Origin of the sequence: Polymorphospora sp. A560 (genome assembly GCF_045781765.1) — a bacterium.
Classification (GTDB): domain Bacteria; phylum Actinomycetota; class Actinomycetes; order Mycobacteriales; family Micromonosporaceae; genus Polymorphospora; species Polymorphospora lycopeni.
Genome location: NZ_CP122282.1, coordinates 910220 through 931518, shown reverse-complemented (window position 1 = coordinate 931518; position 21299 = coordinate 910220). Strand labels below are relative to the sequence as shown.

Sequence of the window (21299 nt, the reverse complement as noted above, 5' to 3'; positions counted from 1 at the left end):
CATGACCCGCAAAACGATCGTCGCCCTGGCCGTCGGCGGCGTCGCCGCCCTGGCGATCACCGGTACGGCGATCGCCGCCGTGGCGGCGGACACCGGCCAGGACCGCCGGCCGGCCGTGACGGCCGCGCGGACCGGCGACGCCGGCACCGGCCCGGCGACCGATCCGGTCTCGGCGGAGCGCGCGAAGGAGATCGCGCTCGCCCGGGTCGGCGGCGGCACCGTCGAGGAGGTCGACCGGGACCGGGAGCACGGCCGCCCGGTCTGGGAGGTCGAGATCTACAAGGGCCAGGTCGAATACGAGGTCGACGTCGACCGGGAGACCGGCGAGATCGTCAAGTTCGAGCAGGACGACGACCGCGACGACGACTGATTCCGGCACGAAGGCCGGCCGCCCTGTCGGCAGCCGGCCTTCGGCGTCCGGTGGTGCTAGCGGGGGCGTACGTCGACCTGGAACTGTGCCTGCCGGCCGAGGGCGCGGTAGGCGATCAGCGCGAACGGGCTGCTGTCCACCCGCGAGTCGTAGCCCTGCTGGTTGCGGGGCGTGTCGAAGTAGACCATCGCCTTCACCCGTGGGAAGAGCCGCATCTGGTCGCCGACCGAGCGGTAGAAGTCGGCCTTGTGGTTCGGGTTGCGGTCGGAGTGCCAGACACCCCACTCGCTGAGCATCAGCGGCTTGTCGGGATAGCGGGCCGCCGCCCAGTTGTAGAACCCGGGCCACGACGGGTGCCGGTCCGACCGCCGGTTCATCATCTCGGCGAAGTCGCCGTACCCGTAGCCGGGATCGCTGTAGGCGTAGGCGTCCCAGGCGATCCAGTCGACGACGTCGTCGCCGGGGTAGAGGTCGGGAAACCACGGCTGGACGTTCCACGGCACGTACGCCATGTGCACCAGGGTGGAGACGATGCCGGTGGCGCCGGCGTCGCGCAGCCGGGTGACCACGTACCGGAACATGGCGGCGTAGTCGTCGGCGGTGTAGCCGGAGCCGGGCTCCGGGCGTACGTCGTCCTCCGGCTCATGGTGGACGGTGAAGAAGAACTGTTCCGGAAAGTTGGTCCGCAGGTGCGCGGCCAGCCGGTCCAGGTGGGCGTCGACCTCCGGATCGCCCGCCGCGATCCGCGCCCAGGAGGCACCCTGCGGTTTCCAGTTCAGGAAGAGCAGGCGCGGGTTGCGGGGGTCGCGGGCGATGGCGATCTCCTCGGCGGTCGGGAAGATCTCGGTGCCCCGGTGGTAGGCGTGGTAGATCGCCTGCGGCCGGCCGGTCTTCAGCTCGAACTCGCGCAGGGCCGTCGTACGCGGGGTGCGGGTGTGCGCGCCCGGTGCGACCCCCCACAGCACACCGCAGGTGGGTACGAGTTTCGCGCCGACCGCGCAGTCGGGGTCACCGGGCGGGCCGGTGGTGGGAGCGGTGGGCCCGGGGGTGGCCGTCGGACTGCCCGGTCCGGTGGGCGTCGGGCTGGCGGTCGGGGTGCCGGTCGGTGACGGGTCCGGGGTGCCGGACGGCGACGGGGTCGGGGTGCCGGACGGTGTCGCGGTCGGGGTGGTCGTCGCGGTCGGGGCACCCGGTACGCCGGGTGCGGCGGCGGCCGGCACGCCGGGTGCTCCGGCGGTCGGTGCCCCCGGTGCCCCGGCGGTCGGCACGCCCGGTGCCCGGCCGCCACGGGCGCCGAGCCAGGACAGCCAAAGGGTCGGCTGCGACAGGGCCTCGGCCGGCCGTACGCCTTCCTTCGCGGCGAACCGGGCCATCGTGTCGCCACCCGGCACGGTCACCGCGAACGAGTACGTACCTGGTCCACGTACCTCGTCGGTGACGTCGAAGGTGACGCCGGGGTCGGCCGGGCGCGGTGCCGCGGTGGCCACCACGGAGCCGAGCCGGGGTGCGGACCGGTCGGTGACCGACGATTCCCGCCAGGTGTTGGCCGGGACCCGGGTCAGCTCGATGTGGCCGGGCAGTTCGGTGCCCCGGCTGGTCAGGCGGATCTCGGCGCGGGCCGGTTCGCGGCCACCGCGCAGCGGGCCGACGGTGAACTTGAGGTATGTGATCCGGGCCGCCCCGCCGGTGCCGCCGGCCACCAGTTCGGAGCGGGCGCCGGAGACGGTCGTGGGTACGTCGGTCGCGGTGTAGGTGTCGTCGCTGACCGGGATCCGCTGGTCGGGGGCGGCCCCGACCTGTCCGCCGAGATGTCCGAGCAGGACCGCCAGGGCGATGGCGGCGACCGTGGTGCCGGTCGCGGCGAGGGTGTCCCTTCTGACCATGGCCGGAGGTCCTTCCGTGCCTGGGGCAAGTCCTCCTCGGCGGCTCGCCCGTCCGTTGCCTCCCACTTTCCTGACACATGTTGCCTAAAACACATTTAACCTCTAGAGCCGCGTAAATCAGCTAAAGCCTCGTTTACCCCTCAATCGTTATCTTCCGGGCATCCTGGGCCGGTCTCCGCGTCAAGAGTTACGTACTGCCCGACCGCCCGTTTACCCCTCAGGGGGAGATACGCCGCCGAAGTGACAAACCCCCCAGAACATGTCGTCGTCCGACAAGCCGGTCGGGCGGCGCCGCCATCTGTGGAAAGGGCCCCCGAATCTGATGGACGCGTCTCGTCCGGTGTCTCCAGACCTGTCCGACCACCTCGGCCTGCTCCGCCGCCAGTGGTGGGTCGTGCTCGCGCTGCTGGTCACCGGGCTGGCCGGCGCGGCCGTTGTGACCAGCACCCAGGCCAGGGTCTACGAATCGTCGACGTCGGTGCTGGTCCAGCCCGCCGGCCAGGACACCAACGTGGTCGGCGGCCGGACCAGGGGCGACATCAACCTCGACACCGAGGCCCAACTGGTCCGCTCCACCGCGGTGGCGACCGGCGCCGCCGAACTCCTGCGCGTCGACACCGCCGCCGACGACCTCGCGCACGACGTCTCGGTCAAGGTGCCGGCCAACACCTCGGTCCTGGTCATCACCTTCGCGGCCGGCGAGCCCGAGGCGGCCCGCGCCGGCTCGCACGCCTTCGCGGAGGCCTACCTGCGCAACCGGGAGGCCAGCGCCCGCGCCGACCTGGACACCCAGATCGCCGCCCTGAACAGCAAGATCAAGGAGCTGGACGCGGCGCTGGTCCAGGTCATCGGCCGGCTCGCCGGGCTGTCCGCGGGCAGCCCGCAACGGGCCAATCTGGAGAGCCAGCGCGCCACCACCCAGGCCCAGCTCAACTCGCTGACCGGCAAGCTCAACGAACTGACCACCGCCACCGTCAGCGCCGGACGGATCATCAGCGACGCCCGGCTGCCGACCCGGCCGAGCCGGCCCGACACCCTGCTCAACCTCGCCAGCGGCGCCACGCTCGGCCTGCTGCTCGGGCTGGGCGTGGCCGCCGCCCGGGAACGCCTCGACCGCCGGATCCGCGCCGGTTCCGACGTCGGGCGCCGGACCGGCGTACCGGTCCTCGCCGAGCTGAGCGACCGGACCGCGTCGCGCGTCGACGACCTGCACCAGCCGTACGGGCCCGGCGGGCACACGTTCTACCGGCTGCGCAACGAGGTGCTGGCCAGCCTCGGGCCCGACGACCGGATCGTGGTGGTCACCGGCGCCAGCCGGGGCACCGCGTCGACCCTGGTCGCCGCCAATCTCGCCGCCACCCTGGCGCACACCGGCTCCGAGGTCGTGCTCGTCGGCGCGAACCCGGCGGAGAGCATCGCCGAAACGACACCGCTCGCCCAGCTCTTCGGGGTGGCATCCACGCCCGGCCTGTCCGAGGTGCTCGCCGGCAAGGTCGACCTCGACACCGCCGCCCAGCGCGCCCCCCGCAACCCCTGGCTGCGGGTGCTGACCACCGGCGGCACCGCGACGGCCGGCGGCCTGCTGCGCTCGCCCTACCTCGGCGAGGTGCTCGACCGGCTCAGCGGCGGCACCGCGTACGTCGTCATCGAGGCCCCGTCGACGGCGACCAGCGCCGACGCGCAGAGCCTCGCCTCCTTCGCCGACGCCGCGCTCATCGCGGTGGAGTTGCGCCGGACCCGCCGGGACGAGGTCACCGACGCGGCCGACCAGCTGCGCCGGATCGGCACCCCGCTGCTCGGCGCGGTCGTCCTGCCGCGCCTCACCCCGCAGCGGGACGGCGAGGCCAGGGCGGCCCCGCGCGGCCGTACCGGGAAGCGAACCGGCACCGCGCGCGAGGCGGCCACCCGCGGCGGTGTGCCGCACGACGGCACCCGCGACGCGGCACCCCGGATCGCCGCCGCACCCGGTGCCGCCGCCCGCGACACCGTTTCGCGCGACGCCGTCTCGCGCGCCGGCACGACCCGCGACGGCGCCGGTCGGAGCGGCAGGACGGCCGACGAGGCCCGGGTCGCGCGGCTCGACCTCACCGCCGGCACCGCGCTGATCCGTACCCGGACGGCCACCGGGCCGGGCACCGACGCCGGTGAGGGCGACGGTGGCGTCGAGACCGCCGTACTGCACCGCCTCGACCGGCTCACGCTGGCCGAGATGGACCGTGCCACGGCCGACGGCTGGCCGACCACCGGCGACGGCGGGCTGCCGTCGGCGCGTACCGGCGACGACGGCCGCGACGGGCCCGGCCGGTGACGGTCGTCGCACCGGCCGCCGGCCCGGGTCGGCCCCCGACCGGGAGGCGCCGCCGGGCGACGCTCCGGGCCACCCGCCCATCGCCGGGCACGCCGTCGGGCCGGCGGCCGGCGGCAAGCACCGGGCGGCCGGCCCGCCGCCGGTCCTGCCCGCCTGGCCGGTGACCGGGCTGCTCCTGCTCTATCCACTGTGGTGGGCGCTCGGGCTCGGTGTACTGATCTTCCCGATCCTGGCGGTGCCGATGGCGTACGCGCTGCTGCGCGCGCACCTCGGTGGCCGCCCGGTACGGCTGCCGCCCGGCTTCTGGCTGTGGGCCGTCTTCCTCGCCGTCCTGGTCGTGAGCATGGCCGCCCTCGGCTCCGAGCCGACCGGCGCGGTACCCGGGCCAGCGTCCGGCCGGATGGTCGGCGTGCTCTTCCGCCTCGTCGAGTACCTGGCGATGACCGTGCTGCTGATCCACGCCGGCAACCTCACCGAACGCGAGCTGCCGGTCCGGCGGCTGGTCCGGCTGCTCGGCTGGCTGTTCGTGGTCACCGTCGCCGGCGGGCTGCTCGGGGTGTTCGCCGGCACGTTCGAGTTCACCTCCCCGGTCGAGATGCTGCTCCCGCCGGAGATCCGCGGCCGGGGATTCGTGCAGTCGCTGGTGCACCCGTACGCGGCACAGATCCACGACATCATCGGCGACCAGCGCCCCCGCCCCGCCGCCCCGTGGGGCTACACCAACACCTGGGGCAACAACTTCTGCCTGCTCGTGGTCTGGTTCGTGGTCGCGGTCTGGGGGCAGGTGACCCGGCGGCGTACCCGGCTGCTCGCGCTGGCCTGCCTCGCCGTCTCGGTCGTACCGGTGGTGATCTCGCTGAACCGGGGCCTGTGGATCGGGCTCGGCCTGGCCGCCGGGTACGTCGCACTGCGGCTGGCCCTCGCCGGCCGGGTCTGGGTGATCGGCGCGCTCGCGGCGGCGGCCGTGGCGCTGGCGGCGGCGCTGGTCGTCACCCCGCTCGGCAACGTGGTCACCGCCCGGCTCGACAACGGCAAGTCCAACGGTGTGCGGTCCTACCTCATCGGGCGGGCGGTCGCCGGCGTCGCCGAGTCACCGGTGATCGGCTACGGCTCGACCCGGACCACGATCGGCGGCCGCCACTCGATCACCGTCGGCGAGAGCGCCGACTGCGAACGGTGCGGCAACTTCACGATCGGCGGCAACGGCCAGCTCTGGCAGTTGCTCATCGCGCACGGGCTGACCGGCACGTTCGCGTACCTCGGCTTTCTCGGTTACGGAGTGTGGCGATTCCGGCGGGACCGTAGTCCGGTCGGGATCGCCGGGAGTTGCGCGATCCTCGGCTCGTTCGCCGCCATGCTCTGGTACAACGCGCTGGTCACCCCCCTGGCGTTCATGTTCTTGGCCTACGCGCTGCTGTGGCGCAACGAGGGGAGGCAGGCAGATGAGTCCGGTCACCACCGCACCGGCACACCTGACCGACGGTGACGCGGCGTTGCGCGCGCGATACCTGGAGGAAGTGCTCGGCGTGCTCTACCCGCCGCCGTGCGCCGTCGACGGCGGGCCGCGGGACGGCGCCGGCCCGGTCGCCGGCTATCTCGTGGTGCCCGACGCCCGCCGGCCGCGGCTGCTGGTTCCGACCCGGTCGCGGCGGGTCGCCGCCGCCGCCGTACGCCACTACGCCGAACCGCAGTCCCGGTCGGCCCGGCTCAAGCGCGACGCCGTCGTGCTGGCGCTGCGCAGCGGGGCGTCGAAGGTGGTGCTCCGGGACCGGATCCGGGTCACCGGCCCGGCCGGGAGCGGCATCGACGGCTACCTGCGCCGGCAACTCGACACCGACCTCGCCATCAGCGTCCACATCGGACCTGCCCGGGCCAACCGGAAACCGGTGCTGCAACTCATCTCGCCGGCCGGCGAGACCGCCGGCTTCGCCAAGCTCGGCGTCGGCCCGCTGACCCGGCGCCTGGTCCGCGCCGAGACCGCCGCCCTGACCGCGCTGTCCCATGTGGATCTGCGGCACCTGATGGTGCCCGCGGTGCGGCACGCCGGCCAGTGGCACGGCCACCAGGTGCTGGTGCAGTCGGCGCTGCCGGTCTGGGAGCCACGCCAGCCGTTGCAGCCCTACCGGCTCACCGACGCGATGCGCGAGATCGCCGGCTGCTGCGGCATCTCCCGGGGCTGGCTGGCCACCAGCCCGTACTGGGCCGAGATGCGCGACCGGCTCACCGCCGTCGCCGACCGGCCAGAGGGCGCCGCGCTCGCCGGGGCCGCCCGGTCGCTCGCCGCCCGTGCCGGCGACACCGACCTGCGGTACGGCGCGTGGCACGGCGACTGGGCGCCGTGGAACATGGCGTCGCTCGGCGACCGGCTGCTGGTCTGGGACTGGGAGCGGTTCGCGACCGGCGTACCGCTGGGGTTCGACGCCCTGCACCACGACCTGCAACAGCGCATCATGGCCAGCGGCGACGCGGCGGCCGCGGTCGAGGCCACCGTACGGCAGGCCCCGCTGCTGCTCCGCCCCTTCGACACCCCGCCCGGCACCGCCGAACTGACCGCGCTGCTCTACCTGATCGACCTCGCCGCCCGCTATCTCGCGGACCGGCAGGCCGAGGCCGGCGCCCGGCTCGGGGTCCTCGGCACCTGGCTGCTGCCGGTCCTGGTCCGCCGGGTGGAGGGCTACCAGTGATCCGGTCCTCCCGGGTGCCCGAGCCGGTCAAACGGGTCGCGCACCTCGGCTCCCGCTCGTACGGCCGGCTCACCGCGCCGGCCCGGATGCTGCCGTCGTTCCTGATCTGCGGCGGGCAACGGTGCGGCACGACCTCGCTCTACCGGGCGATGGCCGCCCATCCGGCGGTCCTCAAGGCCGTGCTGCACAAGGGCGTGCACTACTTCGACACGTCCTACCACCGGGGCCTGTCCTGGTATCGGGCGCACTTCCCGCTGCGCCGCACCGCCGACCGGCTGGCCGAGCGGCACGGGGTGCCGGTGCAGACCTTCGAGTCCAGCCCGTACTACATGTACCACCCGCACGCGCCGGCCCGGATCGCCCGCGACCTGCCCGGCGTGAAGCTGGTCGTGCTGGTCCGCGATCCGGTCGAGCGGGCCTACTCGCACCACGCCCACGAGCTGGCCCGTGGCTTCGAGTCGGAGACCTCGTTCAGCCGGGCACTGGCGCTGGAGCCGGCCCGGCTGCGCGGCGAGCAGCGGCGACTCGTCGGCGATCCGACGTACCACAGCTTCGCCCACCAGCACCACGCCTACCGGGCCCGCGGCGAGTACGCGACCCACCTCGCCGAACTGGCCGCCCGGGTCGGCCGGGACCGGATCCACGTGGTGGAGAGCGAACGGTTCTTCGCCACCCCGGAAGACGTCTACGACGAGGTGCTGGACTTCCTCGGCCTGCCCAACCTCGGCTACCCCGCGTTCGAGCGGCACAACGCCCGGCCGCGCGGCACCGCGATGGAGGACCGGGTACGGCGTGACCTGACCGCCCACTACGCCCCGTACGACGAACAGCTCACCTCGTGGCTCGGCCGCCCGCCGTCGTGGCACCGGTGAACATCGCGGCCGCTGCGGCGTCCTCGCCTGTGGACGGTGGTTTCGGCACGGGCGGGGTGCGGGCGGTGGCCCGGGGCGGGGTGGCCGGCATCGCCGGGGCCGGCTTCGCCGCCGTCGCCGGGATCGGCGTCACCTGGCTGGTGACCCGCGGCCTCGGCCCCGAACAGGCCGGCGCGTTCTTCGCCGCCACCGCCCTCTTCGTGCTGATCGGCGCGGTCGCCAAGCTCGGCACCCAGACCGGACTGGTCTACTGGCCGGCCCGGCTGCGGGCCCGGGGCCAGGGGCACCTGCTCGGCATCTGCCTGCGGGCCGGCCTCACCCCGGTCGCCGGGGTCGCCGTCGTCCTCGGGGCCGGGCTACTGGTCGCGGCACCGGTCCTGGCCCGGATCACCGCCGGCGACGCCGGCCCGGACACCGTCGCCCAGCACACCGCCGGGCTGCGGGTGCTGGCCGGGTTCGTACCGCTGGCCGCCTTCACCGACGCCGCGCTCGCGGCGACCCGGGGCTACCGGCGGTTGGGACCGACGCTGGTGCTCGAACGGGCGGCCCGGCCGCTGCTGCAACTCGCCGGGATCGCGGCGGCCACCGTCGCCGCCGGGTGGCTGGCCATGCCGCTGACCGCGTACGCGCTGGCCTGGGTGCTGCCGTACCTGCCGATCGCCATCCTGTCCGGGTACGCCCTGCACCGCACCCACACGACCACCACCCCGCGCCCCCGCCGCCCCGGTCCCCCCACTCCCCCCGGTCCCCCCAAGATCCGGGTGATCAGGGACCAAATCGCGCGGGTCGGCGGCGCGCCGGGCGACGTACTCCCTGATCACGGGGATCTTGGGGGGCGGCGGCGGGTGGAGAAGGGGGTCTGGCGGGCGTTCTGGGGGTTCAACTGGCCGCGGGCGGTGGGGAGTGTCGGGCAGCTCGCGCTCCAGCGGGTCGACCTGCTGCTCGTGGCGGGGCTCGGCGGGCTCGGGGCGGCCGCGCTGTACGCCGTCGCCGGACGGTTCGTCGTGCTCGGGCAGCTCGCCAACCAGGGGATCTCGCAGTCCGTACAGCCCCGGCTCGCCGAGGCGCTGGCCACCGGCGACCGGGCCACCGCCAAGCGGCTCTACCAGGCGGCCACCGGCTGGCTGGTGCTCGCCACCTGGCCGCTCTACCTGCTGCTGCTCACGTACGCCCCGCTCTACCTCGGCTTCTTCGGCGACGCCTACCGCGACGGCGGCCCGATCGTCGCCGTACTCGCCGGTGCCATGCTGCTGTCCACCGGCTGCGGCATGGTCGACATGGTGCTCGCGATGGCCGGCCGCACGAGCTGGAACCTGGCCAACATCGCGCTCGCGCTGGCCGTGACCGTCGTGCTGGACCTCGCCCTCATCCCCAGCCTCGGGGCGCTCGGGGCCGCGATCGGGCTCGCCGCCGCCGTCGCCGTCAACAACGTCCTGCCGCTGGCCCAGGTCGGCGTGGCGCTCGGGCTGCACCCGTTCGGGCCCGGCACGCTGGCCGCCGCGGCGCTCGCTGTCGGCTGTTTCGGCGTACTGCCCCGGATCTTCGTGGTGGCGGCCGGCACCGGCCCGGCGGCCGCGCTCACGGCGGTGGCCGTGGCCGGCGTCGCATACCTGGCCGGCGTACGGCTGCTGCGCGGCCCGCTCGCCCTGGACGCCTTCCGTCGCCCGCGGACGGCCGCCGCCGCGCCGTCGACCCCCATCCGGCTCCACGGCCCGGCCCGACTCCACGGCCCGGCCCGACTCCACGGCCCGGCCCGACTCCACGGCCTGGTCCGGCGCCGGCCGCCGGCCGCGCGGAGGAGCCCGCCGCCGGCATGCCCCGACCGACCAGGACCCGTCCGCCCGACACCGAACTGACCAGCCCGACCAGGACCGTCCGCTCCACACCGAACTGACCAGCCCGACACCGAACCGAGGAGCAGCAAGTTGCGCAACGACTACGCCGACGTCTTCCAGGACACCGCCGCCGTCGAGCGGTACGAGTCCGTCGAGTACGCCCCGGACGGGTACGCGGCGGCGATCAACCGGCGGCAGCGCGCGTACCTGCGCGACCTGGTCGGGCGGTCGTTCGAGACCCGCCGGCCGGTGCAGCACGACTTCGCCTGCGGGACCGGGCGGGCACTGCGGGCGCTGCACGGCATGGTGCGCGGCGCGCACGGCTACGACTCGTCGCCGGCGATGCTGGCCAAGGCCGACGAGCTGGGCGCCCTGGCCGAACTGCACCGGGTCGACGCGACCGGGCCGGTGCCGTCGCCGGTGGCGACCGACTCGCCGGCGATCGTCACCGTGTTCCGGCTGCTGCTCAACGCCGGTGACGAGGTACGGGAACGGGCGATCGCGTTCGCGGCCCGGGTGCTGCCGCACCAGGAGGCCGGGCTGCTGGTGGTGGAGAACCACGGCAACCGGGGTTCGGCCCGGCACCTGCGGCACCGCCGGCACGTGGGCGAGCCGTGGTTCGCCGAGCTTTCCCACGAGGAGGTGACGACGCTGCTGGCGCGGTACGGCTTCAGCATCGTGGAGCGGCGCGGATTCTCGGTGCTGACCCGGGGCTGGTACGACCGGCGCTGGCTGCGCCCGGTGGCGACGGTCGTCGACAACGTGGCGACCCGTGTCCCGGCCCTGAGCCGCTACTGCGTGAACGTGCTCTACGTGGCCCGCCGCACCGTCCCCCAGGTGGCCCCGCCGCGGGTCCAGCCGCCGCCCCACCCCGACGCCACCACCTGGTAACTCCCCCATGATCCGCGTGATCAGGGAGTAAATCGCGCGCGTCGCCGGCGCGTTGTGCCGCGTACTCCCTGATCACGCGGATCTTCATGTGCCAGAGAACGAGGAGTCCCGATGAGCAGGTGGACCAGGAGCGCGGTCGTGGTGCTCGCCGCCGCGCTGGCCGGCTGTACGGCGGCACCCGCCCCGCCGGCACCCACCGCCGCACCGCCGGCCGGTGTCGCCACCAACCCCGGCCCGTACGACAGCGGCCCGGTCGCCGCCCCCACCGCCGGCGCCCGGCTCGGCGCCTGGGTCAAGCCCCGGGTCTGGGGCCAGGACGGGCGGCGGGCGGCCATCACCGGCTACGAGGAGTCGCTTAATACTGCAACGGCGGTTCGTCACGTACGATGGTCTTTGAAGTGTTTGTGGTAGTGGCTGGCTTTCGCTTGGGCTTGTCGGCGGCGACGCCAGCCGGACCAGTGCAGCACGTGTCCGGCCGTGGCCCGTCCGATGAGGACGAGTTTGCTGAGCAGGCGGCGGATTTCGTTGCTGCTCAACGGGATCAGCGTGTGCTCGCCGTCGTCGGTGCCCCCTTTGCCACCTCGCGGGCCCGGGTGGCGACCAAAAACGCGGCGGCGAGCATGGCCAGGGTGATGTGGGCGTACCAGGCGTCGTAGCGGCGGACCTGGTACTGGTCCAGGCCGACCTCGTTCTTCGCAGTCTGGAACGACTCCTCGACCGCCCACCGGGACCCGGCGACCCTGACCAGCTCGCGCAGCCGGGTGCCGCGCTTGCCGAAGCACACGTAGTAGGCGATCTCGGTCGGGTCGCTGACACTGCGCCGCGCGAGGACCCAGCCGCGACGGCCGTGCAGGAACGGCCGGCGGATCGGCAGCCAGGCCCAGTCGTAGACCCGCGGCCCGTGCGCCCCGTCGCCGCAGGACATACGCCGCCACGCACCACCCGGCACCTTGCCGATCAGCGCGTCGACCCGGGTGGTGGTGTGCAGCCCGGAGGCCACCTCGTCATCGCAGCGGGTCGCCATCGCATACGAGACGTCCTGCTCCTCCAGCCAGCCGCGCAACCCGGGGTTCTGCCCGTAGAGCTCGTCCGCGGTGAACCAGGCGAACGGCACACCCGCGGCGATCGCCCGTTCAAGCATCATCCTGGCCTGCTGTGGCTTGGTCGCGAAGGCGACCTCGTCCGGGACCGCCGCCTTGCGGCACCTGGCACGGTCGTCAGTCCACGACACCGGCAGGTACAACTCCCGGTCGAGCAACGCCCGACCCTTCGGTGTGGCGTAGGCCAGAAACACCCCGATCTGGCAGTTGTCCGTGCGGCCCAGCGTGCCGGAATACTGCCGCTGAACCCCCGCCGAGGCTCGGCCCTTCTTGGCGAAACCGGTCTCGTCGGCGATCAGCACCCCGTCCGGGTCGCCGATGTGTTCCACCACGTAGTCGCGTACCTCGTCCCGCACCGCGTTGCGGTCCCAGCACGGGCTGCACAGCAACGCCTGCATCCCGTCCGGCGAACCATCACCGGCCTGCTCGGCCAGGGTCCACCCGTTGCGCCGCTCCAGCGGCGCGAGCAGCCCACGCACATACGCGAACGCCCGCTTCCGCGACTCCACCCGCGAAAACCGCCCCGCAATCCGCGCCAGCAGATCCCCAAGCTCAACGTCCCACGACTCGACCAACCCGACACTGACCACAATGAACTAACTTACGACAACCACAGAAGGTTGCGAAACGCCGTTGCAGTATTAACCGCCCGCTCGACATCGTCAACACCTACCGGCGGTTCGACGAGGAGTTCCTCACCCTGACCGACCGGGAGTTCATGGCCCGTGGCGTGACCGTCATGCTCAGTTGGGCGTCCGGTGACACCAGATCCATCGTGGACGGACACCACGACGAGCTGATCCGGGCCCAGGCCCGCCGGGTACGCGCCGCACAGCGCCCGGTGCTGCTGCGCTACCGGTGGGAGATGGACCGGCCGAACCTGCGCGTCACCATGTGGTCGGGGCCGGACTTCGTCGCGGCCTGGCGGCACACCCGCCGGATCTTCGACGAGGAACGGGTCACCAACGCCTCCTGGGTGTGGTGCCCGACGGCCGAGGGCTTCGTCCGGGGCGACGCTCCGGACTTCTATCCCGGTGACGACGCCGTCGACTGGACGTGCGTCGACGTGTACGCCGGCCAGCGGTTCCGGCCGCTGGCGGAGTTGATGGACCCGTTCCTGCGCTGGGCGGCGCGGCGGCCGAAGCCGATCATCGTGGGCGAGTTCGGGGTGGCCCGGGAGTGGGGTTCGGCGGACCGGGCGGCGTGGCTGCGTGACGCGGTCGTGCTCTTCAAGGCGAACCCGCAGATCAAGGCGGTGGCGTATTTCGAGTCGGATCCGGACGGCAATCCGCCCAAGGGGCAGTTCCAGCTCTCGGACGACCCGCCGGCCTTCGCCGCGTTCACCGAACTGGCCCGCGATCCGTACTTCAACCCGGGCGGCTGAGCATCCCGGGTGCCGCTGCCGGCGGCACCCGGTCGCCGCGTGGGCGGCACCCGGTCAGCGCGCCGGCAGCGGCACCGCCCGCCTCGACGCCGGCCGGCGTGGCAGCGCCCGGCCGGGCGACGTACGGCGGGACACCGCGTGCCGGGCCGCCGCCGTCGTGGCGAGCAGCCGCAGCGCGTACGGGGCGTCGTGGCGCAGGTAGCGGCCGGCGAGGCGGCGGGGTTCGGTGCCGAGCCGGTGCGCCCACTCCAGACCGGACCGCTGCATCCACAGTGGAGCGCGGACCTGGTCGCCGGCCGCGAAGTTGACCGCCGCTCCGCAGCCGAGGAACCAGGCGGCCGGCATCCGGGCCCGCAGCCGGTCGATGATCCGCTCCTGCTTCGGGAAGCCGAGCCCCACCAGCACCAGGTCGGGCCGGGCGGCCACCACCTCGGCGCAGACCCGGTCGAGGTGCGCGGGATCGCGGTCGAAGCCGTAGGGAGGGCTCAGCGTGCCGGCCACGCGCAGGCCGGGGCAGGCGGCGGTGATCCGCCGGGCGGCGCGGACGGCACCCGCGGCGGTCCCGGCGGCCGGCGGGTCGCCGCCGAGGACGAAGACCGAACGGCCGTCCAGCCCGAGCCCGTGCGACAGCGACCAGAGCAGGCTGGAACCGGCGACCCGCTCCGGCAGGGGGCTGCCGGCGAGTTGGCTGGCCCACACCAGGGGCATGCCGTCGGCGACGACGAGGGTGGCGTCGGCGAGGTGGGCGCGTACGCCGGGGTCGGTCCGGGCCTGCCGGAGGATGTCGACGTTGGGGGTGATGATCCGGCCGCCGGCTCCCCGGCGCAGCGCGTCGCGGACCATCGCGACCACCCGGTCCTCGGTGAGTGCGTCGAAGTCGGTACCTCCGACGTTTATCCGACGAAACGTCGCGTACAGCCCCAAACCAAGCTCCTCACCGGTCGATCGCTCGTTATACCGATGAAACGAGCGAAGGCGGTTAAAAGTGGCAGTAGTTCTCTTTGTCGGTGGATTAGGGCGAAGTGGCACAACACTGGTCGAGCGCCTGATGGGTGAACTGCCCGGCGTGTGCGCTCTGGGCGAGGTCGTACACCTCTGGCAACGCGACGTCCGCGACGACGAACGATGCGGCTGCGGGGCCCGCTTCTCGGCCTGCCGGTTCTGGCAACTCGTCGGCGAACGCGCCTTCGGCGGCTGGAACCAGGTCGACGTCTACCGGGTGCTGGCGCTGAAGGAGGCCGTCGAACGGACCCGGCACATCCCCCGGCTCGCCGGCAGCCGCCTCCCCGACGACCTGCGCGGCCTCGTCGAGGAGTACGCCGGCTACTACCGCGCCGTCTACGCCGCCGCCGCCGACGTCTCCGGCGCCACCGTCGTCGTCGACTCCTCCAAGCACAGCGCGCTCGCCCACTGCCTGCGCTGGGCACCCGGTCTCGACCTGCGGGTCGCCCACGTCGTCCGCGACGCGCGCGGGGTCGCGTACTCCTGGACCAAGACCGTCGGGCGGCCGGAGACCGACGGCGCCGACACCATGACCCGGTACGCGCCCGGTCGCTCCGCCCTGCTCTGGAACGCGCACAACGCCGCCTTCGGGCTGCTCGCCCGGCGCGGCGTGCCGGTCCTGCGGGTCCGGTACGAACAACTGGTCGGCGGGCCGGTCGACGAGCTGCGCCGGCTGGCCGCCTTCACCGGCGTCGACCTGTCCGGCACCGATCTCGGCTTCGTCACCGGCACGCACGCCGACCTGCGGGTCGGGCACAGCGCGGCGGGCAACCCGATGCGGTTCCAGGTCGGCCGGATCCCGCTGCGGCACGACGACACCTGGATGGCCGCCCTGCCGCCGGGGCAGCGGCGGCTGGTCGGCGCGGTCTGCGCACCGCTGCTGCGCGCGTACGGCTATCCGCTGCGCGGGACCGGCGCGGCGCGTACCGGGGTCGCCGCCACACCGGGTGACCAGCGGTGATCGCGTGGCCGTCGGTCGGCGTGGTCGTCCCGACCCGCGACCGCCCCGAACTGCTACGCCGGACGCTGGCGAGCGTGCGCACCCAGGACTACCCCGGTCGGCTGCGGGTGGTCGTCGTCTTCGACCACAGTGCCCCGGACTACCTGCTGGCCACCACCGACGGGGTGCCGGTGATGGTGCTCGGCAACTGCCGTACCCCCGGCCTCGCCGGCGCCCGGAACACCGCGATCGTGGCGCTGGACACCGACCTGGTCGCGTTCTGCGACGACGACGACCGGTGGGCGCCGGACAAGCTGCGCCGGCAGGTGGCCGCCCTGGCCGCCGCCGGGTCCGGCGCCGAGTTCGCGTCGTGCGCGATCGAGGTCGAGTACGACGGCCACCGCACCCCCCGGCTCGCCGGTGTCGACCGGGTCACCGTCGACCACCTGGCCCGCTCCCGGATGGCGATGCTGCACTCGTCGAGTTTCCTCGTCGAACGCGCCGCACTGACCGACCCCGACCGGATCGGCCTGGTCGCGGAGGACGCGCCGGGCAGCCAGAACGAGGACTGGGACCTGCTGTTGCGGGCCGCCCGCCGGTCACCCGTCGTCCACGTCGACGAGCCACTGGTACGCGTGCTCTGGGGCCGTACGTCGCACTACGCCTACGAGTACGCCACCAAGATCTCGTCGTTGCGCTGGATGATGGCCCGGCATCCGGAGATCAGCGGCTGCCGCCCCGGCGCGGCCCGGGTCTACGGGCAGCTGGCCTGCTGGTCGGCGGCGACCGGCAACCGGGCGGAGGCGTGGCGGTGGACCCGGGAGGCGGTGCGGTCCAACTGGCGGGAGCCGCGGGCGGCGATCGCCCTCGCCGCGATCACCGGCGCGGTACGGGTGGAGAACGTGCTCGCCACCCTGCACCGGCGCGGCCGCGGGATCTGAACCGACCGCTGGGGCAGCCCGGCGTTCCGCGCCCGCACGATGGCCGCTAGTGTGCGTATCTGTTGGATTACGTTTGGATCTGGGGGCCAGCGGATGTTCGAATCCGGGAGTCGACGATGAAGCGCACGATGGTCCGGCTCGCCGACGGCCGCGACCTCATCTACTACGACGAACGCGACGACGCCGTACGCGAGGGACCCGACCGGCGTGACCTGCCGCCGCCACCACCCGCCTCGGAGCTGCGCTACGACCCGCTGCTCGACGAGTGGGTGGCGATCGCCGCCCACCGGCAGACCCGCATCTTCCTGCCACCGACCGACCAGTGCCCGCTGTGCCCGTCCACACCGGACCAGTCGTCGGAGATCCCGGCGTACGACTACGACGTCGCCGTGTTCGAGAACCGGTTCCCGTCCCTGAGCGCCCGCACCGGCGAGCCCGGCGAGGAGCCGACGCCCTACACCCCGACCCGACCCGGCCTCGGCCGGTGCGAGGTCGTCTGCTTCACCGCCGACCACCACGCGTCGTTCGCCACCCTGCCCCCGGCCCGGGTCCGCACCGTGCTCGACGCGCTCGCCGACCGGACCGGCGAACTGTCCGAGCTACCCGGCGTCGAGCAGATCTTCTGCTTCGAGAACCGCGGCGTCGAGATCGGCGTCACCCTGCACCACCCGCACGGCCAGATCTACGCGTACCCGTTCCTCACCCCGCGCACCCGGGCGATGATGGCCGCGGCCCGGCGGCACGCCGAGCGCACCGGCGGACGCATCCTGTTCGCCGACGTACTCGCCGCCGAACGGGACGCCGGCGTTCGGGTCGTGGCGTCGAACGCGCACTGGACCGCGTACGTCCCCGCCGCCGCCCGCTGGCCGTTCGAGGTGCACATCGCACCGCACCGGCAGGTGCCCGACCTGCCCGCGCTCGACGACGCCGAGCGCGCCGCCTTCGGGCCGCTCTACCTCGACGTCCTGCGCCGCTTCGACCAGCTCTTCGACAAGCCGATGCCGTACATCTCGGCCTGGCACCAGGCCCCGGTACGCGTCGACCGCGACCTCGGCTACCTGCACCTGCAACTGTTCAGCGTCCGCCGCGCCGCCGACAAGCTGAAGTATCTCGCCGGCTCCGAGTCGGCGATGGGCGTCTTCATCAACGACATCCGCCCCGAACAGGCGGCGGCCATGCTGCGCTAGTTGTCCAGCCGGCGGGCCAGGTACAGCGCCGTGGCCATGCTGACGACGATCCGCTCCCCGAGCACGTCGGTGATCGCCCGGAAGAGCCCGACCCGGGTGCCCTCGTCGAGCATCCGGTATGCCGAGTGGGTGGACAGGTTCGCCGTGTAGTCCTGCGCCGTCAGCGTCCGCTCCCACCGGTAGAGGCGCTCGGACAGGTCACCGAAGTCGGTCTGCGCCACCAGTTCCTCGCGTGGCCAGGCGGCCGCGAGCGGCGAGTCGTGGACCGGTTCGACGTCGGGCAGGATCTGGGGTGCGCGCCTACGGTGCAGGTCGAGCAGCGTGGCCGTCACCTCCGGGTCGGCCGGCCGGTCGCCGTTCCAGAACAGGGCGAGCGTCCCGCCGGGGGCCAGGGCCGCGGCGGCCCGCCGCCAGCGCACCGCCGGCTCTGTCCAGTGCCAGGCCTGCGCGCTGAACAGCAGGCCGAACGGCCGGGCCGGCCGGTAGTCCTCGAAGGCGGTGACCGCAACCGTCACGTCCGGCCGATCCGCCACGCGGCGGCGCAGCACCTCGGCCATCGCCCCGTCGGGCTCGAGCGCGGTGACGGCGACCCCGCGCTCGGCGAACGCCACGGTCGCCCTGCCCGTGCCGGCGCCGACCTCCAGGGCGGGCGCGCCGGCCAGCCGGGCATGGTCGAGGACGTCGTCGACAAGCGCCGCCGGATAGCCGGGCCGGATCCGGTCGTATTCGTCGGCCACCTCACCGAACACCCTGGCCCGAACCCGTTCCGCCATGGCGAACACCGTACGGCAACGCGCTCGTCCGGGGGTGCCTGCGGCGCCTTCGGCGCAATTCATGACTTGTCAGCACCTGGATGGCATTACCAATAGCCATTTATTTTCATCATTGCCCGACAAGGACAGCGATCACTAGGGTCGACTCACCCGACCACAGAATGGAGCGGCCCATGAAGCGCCCGCGCATTCGTTCCGTCCTTGCCAGCGTCGCCGCCTGCGTGGTCGCGGCGACCACGTTCACGCTCGCCGGCGCCACACCCGCCGCCGCCATCGGCCAGGAAACCTTCGGCTGCCGCATCGCCCCGGGCGTCGTTTTCACCTGGAACACCTACTGCAACAACAGCGCGCCGGCCAGCACCTACAACGTCGGTTTCGCGGTGCAGAACACGTCCGGAAGCTACACCTTCGCCTGGAGCGTCAGCGGCCCCTACCAGTCGATCAACACCGGCTGCACCGCGACGTCGCCCACGTGCTCGGTCTGGGTATCCGGCCATTCCGACTCGTCGATCGAAGCGACCGTGACCTACACGCAGAACGGGCAGAGCCGCACGCAGACCGCCTACGCCACGGTCAACCGGTACTGCGGAAGCCAACTCTGCTGAGCGAGCGGTCAGGGCTGCGGGGGGCCCGGGACAGGGCCCCCCGCAATGGGAAGGGACGGCAGGCTGTGCGGCACAGCCGGGGAGCTGGCCGGGCCGGCGTCCCGGTCGGGCGTCCTCGACCGGCTTCGCTCCCCCGGACGCGACTGGCATCGCGTCCACCCCGTACAACGACAGCGGCGTATCCGCGGTAACGCTCGGTGTCGATCGCTGGCGGCGTCCGACGTCGCCCCTGGCGCCGGAACGGCGACCACGGACAGAGCGGCCGGAAGCACGAAAATGCCCGCCGGCGAACCGCCGGCGGGCATTTTCCGAGGTGCTGGTCAGGCGCCGAGCTTGCGCGCCAGGTTCTCGTCGAGAGCGTTCATGAACTCGTCGGTGGTCAGCCACGGCGCGTCGCGGGAGATCAGCAGCGCGAGGTCCTTGGTCATCTGGCCGCCTTCGACGGTCTCGATGCAGACCTGCTCCAGCGTGTTGGCGAAGTCGGTGACCGCCGGGGTGTTGTCGAGCTTGCCGCGGTGGGCGAGGCCCCGGGTCCAGGCGAAGATCGAGGCGATCGGGTTGGTCGAGGTCTTCTCGCCCTTCTGCCACTGCCGGTAGTGCCGGGTGACGGTGCCGTGGGCGGCCTCGGCCTCGACCGTACGACCGTCCGGGGTCATCAGGACCGACGTCATCAGGCCGAGCGAGCCGAAGCCCTGCGCGACCGTGTCGGACTGGACGTCACCGTCGTAGTTCTTGCAGGCCCAGACGAAGCCGCCCTCCCACTTCAGCGCGGCGGCGACCATGTCGTCGATCAGCCGGTGCTCGTAGGTGATGCCGGCGGCGTCGAACTCGGCCTTGAACTCGGCCTCGAAGACCTCGGCGAAGATGTCCTTGAAGCGGCCGTCGTACGCCTTGAGGATGGTGTTCTTCGTCGACAGGTAGACCGGGTAGCCGCGGTCGAGGCCGTAGCGCATCGAGGCGCGGGCGAAGTCGCGGATCGACTCGTCGAAGTTGTACATGCCCATCGCGACGCCGCCGCCGGAGAAGTTGGCGACCTCCATCTCGATCGGGGCGCCACCGTCGGCCGGGGTGTAGGTGACGGTGACCGAGCCGGGGCCGGGTACGACGAAGTCGGTGGCCTTGTACTGGTCGCCGTGGGCGTGCCGGCCGATGATGATCGGCTTGGTCCAGCCCGGGACGAGCCGCGGCACGTTGGACATGATGATCGGCTCGCGGAAGACGACGCCGCCGAGGATGTTACGGATGGTGCCGTTCGGCGACCGCCACATCTTCTTGAGGCCGAACTCCTCGACGCGGGCCTCGTCGGGGGTGATGGTGGCGCACTTGACGCCGACGCCGTGCCGCTTGATGGCGTTCGCGGAGTCGATGGTCACCTGGTCGTCGGTCTGGTCACGGTACTGGATCGACAGGTCGTAGTAGTCGAGTTCGACGTCGAGGTAGGGCAGGATCAACTGCTCCCGGATCTGCTTCCAGATGATCCGGGTCATCTCGTCGCCGTCGAGTTCGACGACCGGGTTCGCTACCTTGATCTTCGCCATCGGCCGGCGCTCCTCTCGGGAACCTCAGTACTAGCAGTACGAGCGTACTGGATGCACGTGAGGGCGCTCAGGCAGGTCCGGCAAGCGCCCACCGCCAACCACGGATGACAGGATGGCGCGATGCCGGTCAGCCGCCGCTTCGGGTCCGCCACCCTGATCGCCCTGACGGACGGTGAAGGGCCGTTCTTCGAACCCCGGTCCACCGCGTTCCCGCGGGTCACGGCCGAGTTATGGCGCCGGGCGGACGAGTACGACCCGGGCACGGTGAGCGCTGACGGGCAGTGGTGGCTGCGGTTCCGGTGCTTCGCGATCCGGTTCGACGACGGCCGGGTGGTCATGGTCGACGCCGGCATCGGCCCGGCCGAGGCACCGGCCCGGGCCTGGGCTCCGGTGCCCGGGCGACTGCCCGACGAACTGGCGGCGGCGGGCATCGACCCGGCGGAGGTGGACACCGTCGTACTGACCCACCTGCACACCGACCATGTGGGGTGGGCGGTGACCGGCGGCGCGCCGCACTTCGCCAACGCCCGCTACGTCGTGCAGGATGCGGAGTTGGCGGCGGTCCGGGCCGCGAACCCGGAACTGGCGGCGTACCTGCTGGATCCGCTGGCGGCGACGGGCCAACTGCACGTGGTCGAGGGTGACCGACAACTCACCCCGGGGGTACGGGTCGTCGCGACGCCCGGGCACACGCCGGGCCACCAGTCGGTGTTGCTGCAAGAGGGCGGGAAAAGGGTACTGCTCACCGGTGACCTGCTCGTGCACCCGGTGCAGTTGATCGATCCGGCGCAGCCGTACGCGCACGAGGTGTACCCCGAAACGGCCCGGGTGTCGCGGGAGACGCTGCTGCGCGACCTGGCCGCGCGCCCCTCGGCGGTCCTGGCGACCCCGCACCTGACCGATCCGTTCATCACGCTCGGCGCCCCTACCGAACCTGCCACCTGAAACGACGGACCGCCGCACCCCGGGCGGGATGCGGCGGTCCG

At 73.0% G+C, this 21299-nt stretch carries 19 protein-coding genes; 13 read left to right on the top strand and 6 right to left on the bottom strand.

Going from position 1 to position 21299, the window contains the following annotated elements; translation table 11 throughout:
• The first annotated feature begins 1 nt into the window (after position 1).
• Entirely contained in the window at positions 2-370 is a 369-nt protein-coding gene (locus QCD66_RS04380) for a PepSY domain-containing protein (RefSeq protein WP_375734262.1), read from the top strand.
• Positions 371-426: 56 nt separating this feature from the next.
• Here the strand turns inward: QCD66_RS04380 and QCD66_RS04375 are convergent, their stop codons facing one another.
• Entirely contained in the window at positions 427-2253 is a 1827-nt protein-coding gene (locus QCD66_RS04375) for a DNRLRE domain-containing protein (protein WP_375734263.1), read from the bottom strand.
• A 340-nt stretch (positions 2254-2593) separates the two neighbouring features.
• On the opposite strand from QCD66_RS04375, the gene QCD66_RS04370 reads away from it, so the two are divergent.
• From QCD66_RS04370 to QCD66_RS04345, 6 genes are all read left to right on the top strand, one after another.
• Entirely contained in the window at positions 2594-4561 is a 1968-nt protein-coding gene (locus QCD66_RS04370) for a Wzz/FepE/Etk N-terminal domain-containing protein (protein WP_407567009.1), read from the top strand.
• Positions 4470-6047, top strand: coding sequence for a hypothetical protein (locus QCD66_RS04365; protein WP_407567008.1), 1578 nt, complete (start codon positions 4470-4472; stop codon positions 6045-6047). Before QCD66_RS04370 ends, QCD66_RS04365 begins: the two co-directional genes overlap by 92 nt.
• Positions 6004-7245: a hypothetical protein gene (locus QCD66_RS04360; RefSeq protein WP_364215765.1), complete on the top strand. Its 1242-nt coding sequence runs from the start codon at positions 6004-6006 to the stop codon at positions 7243-7245. Before QCD66_RS04365 ends, QCD66_RS04360 begins: the two co-directional genes overlap by 44 nt.
• Positions 7245-8117 (top strand): sulfotransferase domain-containing protein, encoded by an 873-nt coding sequence (locus QCD66_RS04355; RefSeq protein WP_375737166.1) that lies wholly within the window; start codon positions 7245-7247, stop codon positions 8115-8117. Before QCD66_RS04360 ends, QCD66_RS04355 begins: the two co-directional genes overlap by 1 nt.
• 29 nt (positions 8118-8146) lie before the next feature.
• Positions 8147-9973, top strand: a complete 1827-nt coding sequence (locus tag QCD66_RS04350; protein ID WP_407567007.1) for a lipopolysaccharide biosynthesis protein — start codon at positions 8147-8149, stop codon at positions 9971-9973.
• Between the two features lie 69 nt (positions 9974-10042).
• Positions 10043-10843 (top strand): methyltransferase domain-containing protein, encoded by an 801-nt coding sequence (locus QCD66_RS04345; RefSeq protein ID WP_364215759.1) that lies wholly within the window; start codon positions 10043-10045, stop codon positions 10841-10843.
• A 377-nt stretch (positions 10844-11220) separates the two neighbouring features.
• Here the strand turns inward: QCD66_RS04345 and QCD66_RS04340 are convergent, their stop codons facing one another.
• Together QCD66_RS04340 and QCD66_RS04335 are read right to left on the bottom strand one after the other, a co-directional pair.
• Positions 11221-11379 (bottom strand): hypothetical protein, encoded by a 159-nt coding sequence (locus QCD66_RS04340; protein ID WP_375737403.1) that lies wholly within the window; start codon positions 11377-11379, stop codon positions 11221-11223.
• Positions 11380-11384: 5 nt separating this feature from the next.
• Positions 11385-12518 carry an IS701 family transposase gene (locus tag QCD66_RS04335; RefSeq protein WP_407567234.1) on the bottom strand — a complete coding sequence of 378 codons (1134 nt, stop codon included), beginning with the start codon at positions 12516-12518 and terminating at the stop codon, positions 11385-11387.
• Between the two features lie 143 nt (positions 12519-12661).
• Between QCD66_RS04335 and QCD66_RS04330 the strand changes: the two genes are divergently transcribed.
• Entirely contained in the window at positions 12662-13327 is a 666-nt protein-coding gene (locus tag QCD66_RS04330) for a glycosyl hydrolase (protein ID WP_407567006.1), read from the top strand.
• A gap of 54 nt (positions 13328-13381) precedes the next feature.
• On the opposite strand, the gene QCD66_RS04325 is transcribed toward QCD66_RS04330, so the two are convergent.
• Positions 13382-14251, bottom strand: a complete 870-nt coding sequence (locus QCD66_RS04325) for a WecB/TagA/CpsF family glycosyltransferase (RefSeq protein ID WP_364215753.1) — start codon at positions 14249-14251, stop codon at positions 13382-13384.
• 61 nt (positions 14252-14312) lie between these two features.
• Between QCD66_RS04325 and QCD66_RS04320 the strand changes: the two genes are divergently transcribed.
• The 3 genes from QCD66_RS04320 (at position 14313) to galT (ending at position 17397) form a co-directional block, all read left to right on the top strand.
• The gene (locus tag QCD66_RS04320; protein WP_364215750.1) at positions 14313-15290 is read left to right on the top strand and encodes a sulfotransferase; all 978 of its coding nucleotides are present in this window, start codon (positions 14313-14315) and stop codon (positions 15288-15290) included.
• The gene (locus tag QCD66_RS04315; protein WP_364216214.1) at positions 15290-16210 is read left to right on the top strand and encodes a glycosyltransferase; all 921 of its coding nucleotides are present in this window, start codon (positions 15290-15292) and stop codon (positions 16208-16210) included. The genes QCD66_RS04320 and QCD66_RS04315 overlap by 1 nt, the downstream gene beginning before the upstream one ends.
• Positions 16211-16326: 116 nt before the next feature.
• Complete coding sequence (gene galT / locus QCD66_RS04310; protein WP_375736245.1) at positions 16327-17397, top strand: galactose-1-phosphate uridylyltransferase; 1071 nt, start codon at positions 16327-16329, stop codon at positions 17395-17397.
• On the opposite strand, the gene QCD66_RS04305 is transcribed toward galT, so the two are convergent.
• Positions 17394-18170: a class I SAM-dependent methyltransferase gene (locus QCD66_RS04305; protein ID WP_375736244.1), complete on the bottom strand. Its 777-nt coding sequence runs from the start codon at positions 18168-18170 to the stop codon at positions 17394-17396. The genes galT and QCD66_RS04305 overlap by 4 nt on opposite strands.
• Before the next feature lie 161 nt (positions 18171-18331).
• Here QCD66_RS04305 and QCD66_RS04300 point away from each other — a divergent pair, with 161 nt between their 5' ends.
• Entirely contained in the window at positions 18332-18775 is a 444-nt protein-coding gene (locus QCD66_RS04300; protein WP_375736243.1) for a hypothetical protein, read from the top strand.
• A gap of 320 nt (positions 18776-19095) precedes the next feature.
• On the opposite strand, the gene QCD66_RS04295 is transcribed toward QCD66_RS04300, so the two are convergent.
• Positions 19096-20313 (bottom strand): NADP-dependent isocitrate dehydrogenase, encoded by a 1218-nt coding sequence (locus QCD66_RS04295; protein ID WP_212822778.1) that lies wholly within the window; start codon positions 20311-20313, stop codon positions 19096-19098.
• Positions 20314-20433: 120 nt separating this feature from the next.
• Between QCD66_RS04295 and QCD66_RS04290 the strand changes: the two genes are divergently transcribed.
• A complete protein-coding gene (locus tag QCD66_RS04290) occupies positions 20434-21258 on the top strand; it encodes an MBL fold metallo-hydrolase (protein ID WP_375736242.1) in 825 nt (274 codons plus the stop codon).
• The last annotated feature ends 41 nt before the right edge of the window (positions 21259-21299 follow it).

Excerpts from the sequence above, each read along its gene's own strand:
- QCD66_RS04290 (WP_375736242.1), top strand. The coding sequence starts at position 20,434 with ATGCCGGTCAGCCGCCGCTTCGGGTCCGCCACCCTGATCGCCCTGACG.
- QCD66_RS04375 (WP_375734263.1), bottom strand. The coding sequence starts at position 2,253 with ATGGTCAGAAGGGACACCCTCGCCGCGACCGGCACCACGGTCGCCGCC.
- QCD66_RS04380 (WP_375734262.1), top strand. The coding sequence starts at position 2 with ATGACCCGCAAAACGATCGTCGCCCTGGCCGTCGGCGGCGTCGCCGCC.
- QCD66_RS04305 (WP_375736244.1), bottom strand. The coding sequence starts at position 18,170 with ATGGCGGAACGGGTTCGGGCCAGGGTGTTCGGTGAGGTGGCCGACGAA.
- QCD66_RS04300 (WP_375736243.1), top strand. The coding sequence starts at position 18,332 with ATGGAGCGGCCCATGAAGCGCCCGCGCATTCGTTCCGTCCTTGCCAGC.
- QCD66_RS04295 (WP_212822778.1), bottom strand. The coding sequence starts at position 20,313 with ATGGCGAAGATCAAGGTAGCGAACCCGGTCGTCGAACTCGACGGCGAC.
- galT (WP_375736245.1), top strand. The coding sequence starts at position 16,327 with ATGAAGCGCACGATGGTCCGGCTCGCCGACGGCCGCGACCTCATCTAC.
- QCD66_RS04360 (WP_364215765.1), top strand. The coding sequence starts at position 6,004 with ATGAGTCCGGTCACCACCGCACCGGCACACCTGACCGACGGTGACGCG.
- QCD66_RS04330 (WP_407567006.1), top strand. The coding sequence starts at position 12,662 with ATGGCCCGTGGCGTGACCGTCATGCTCAGTTGGGCGTCCGGTGACACC.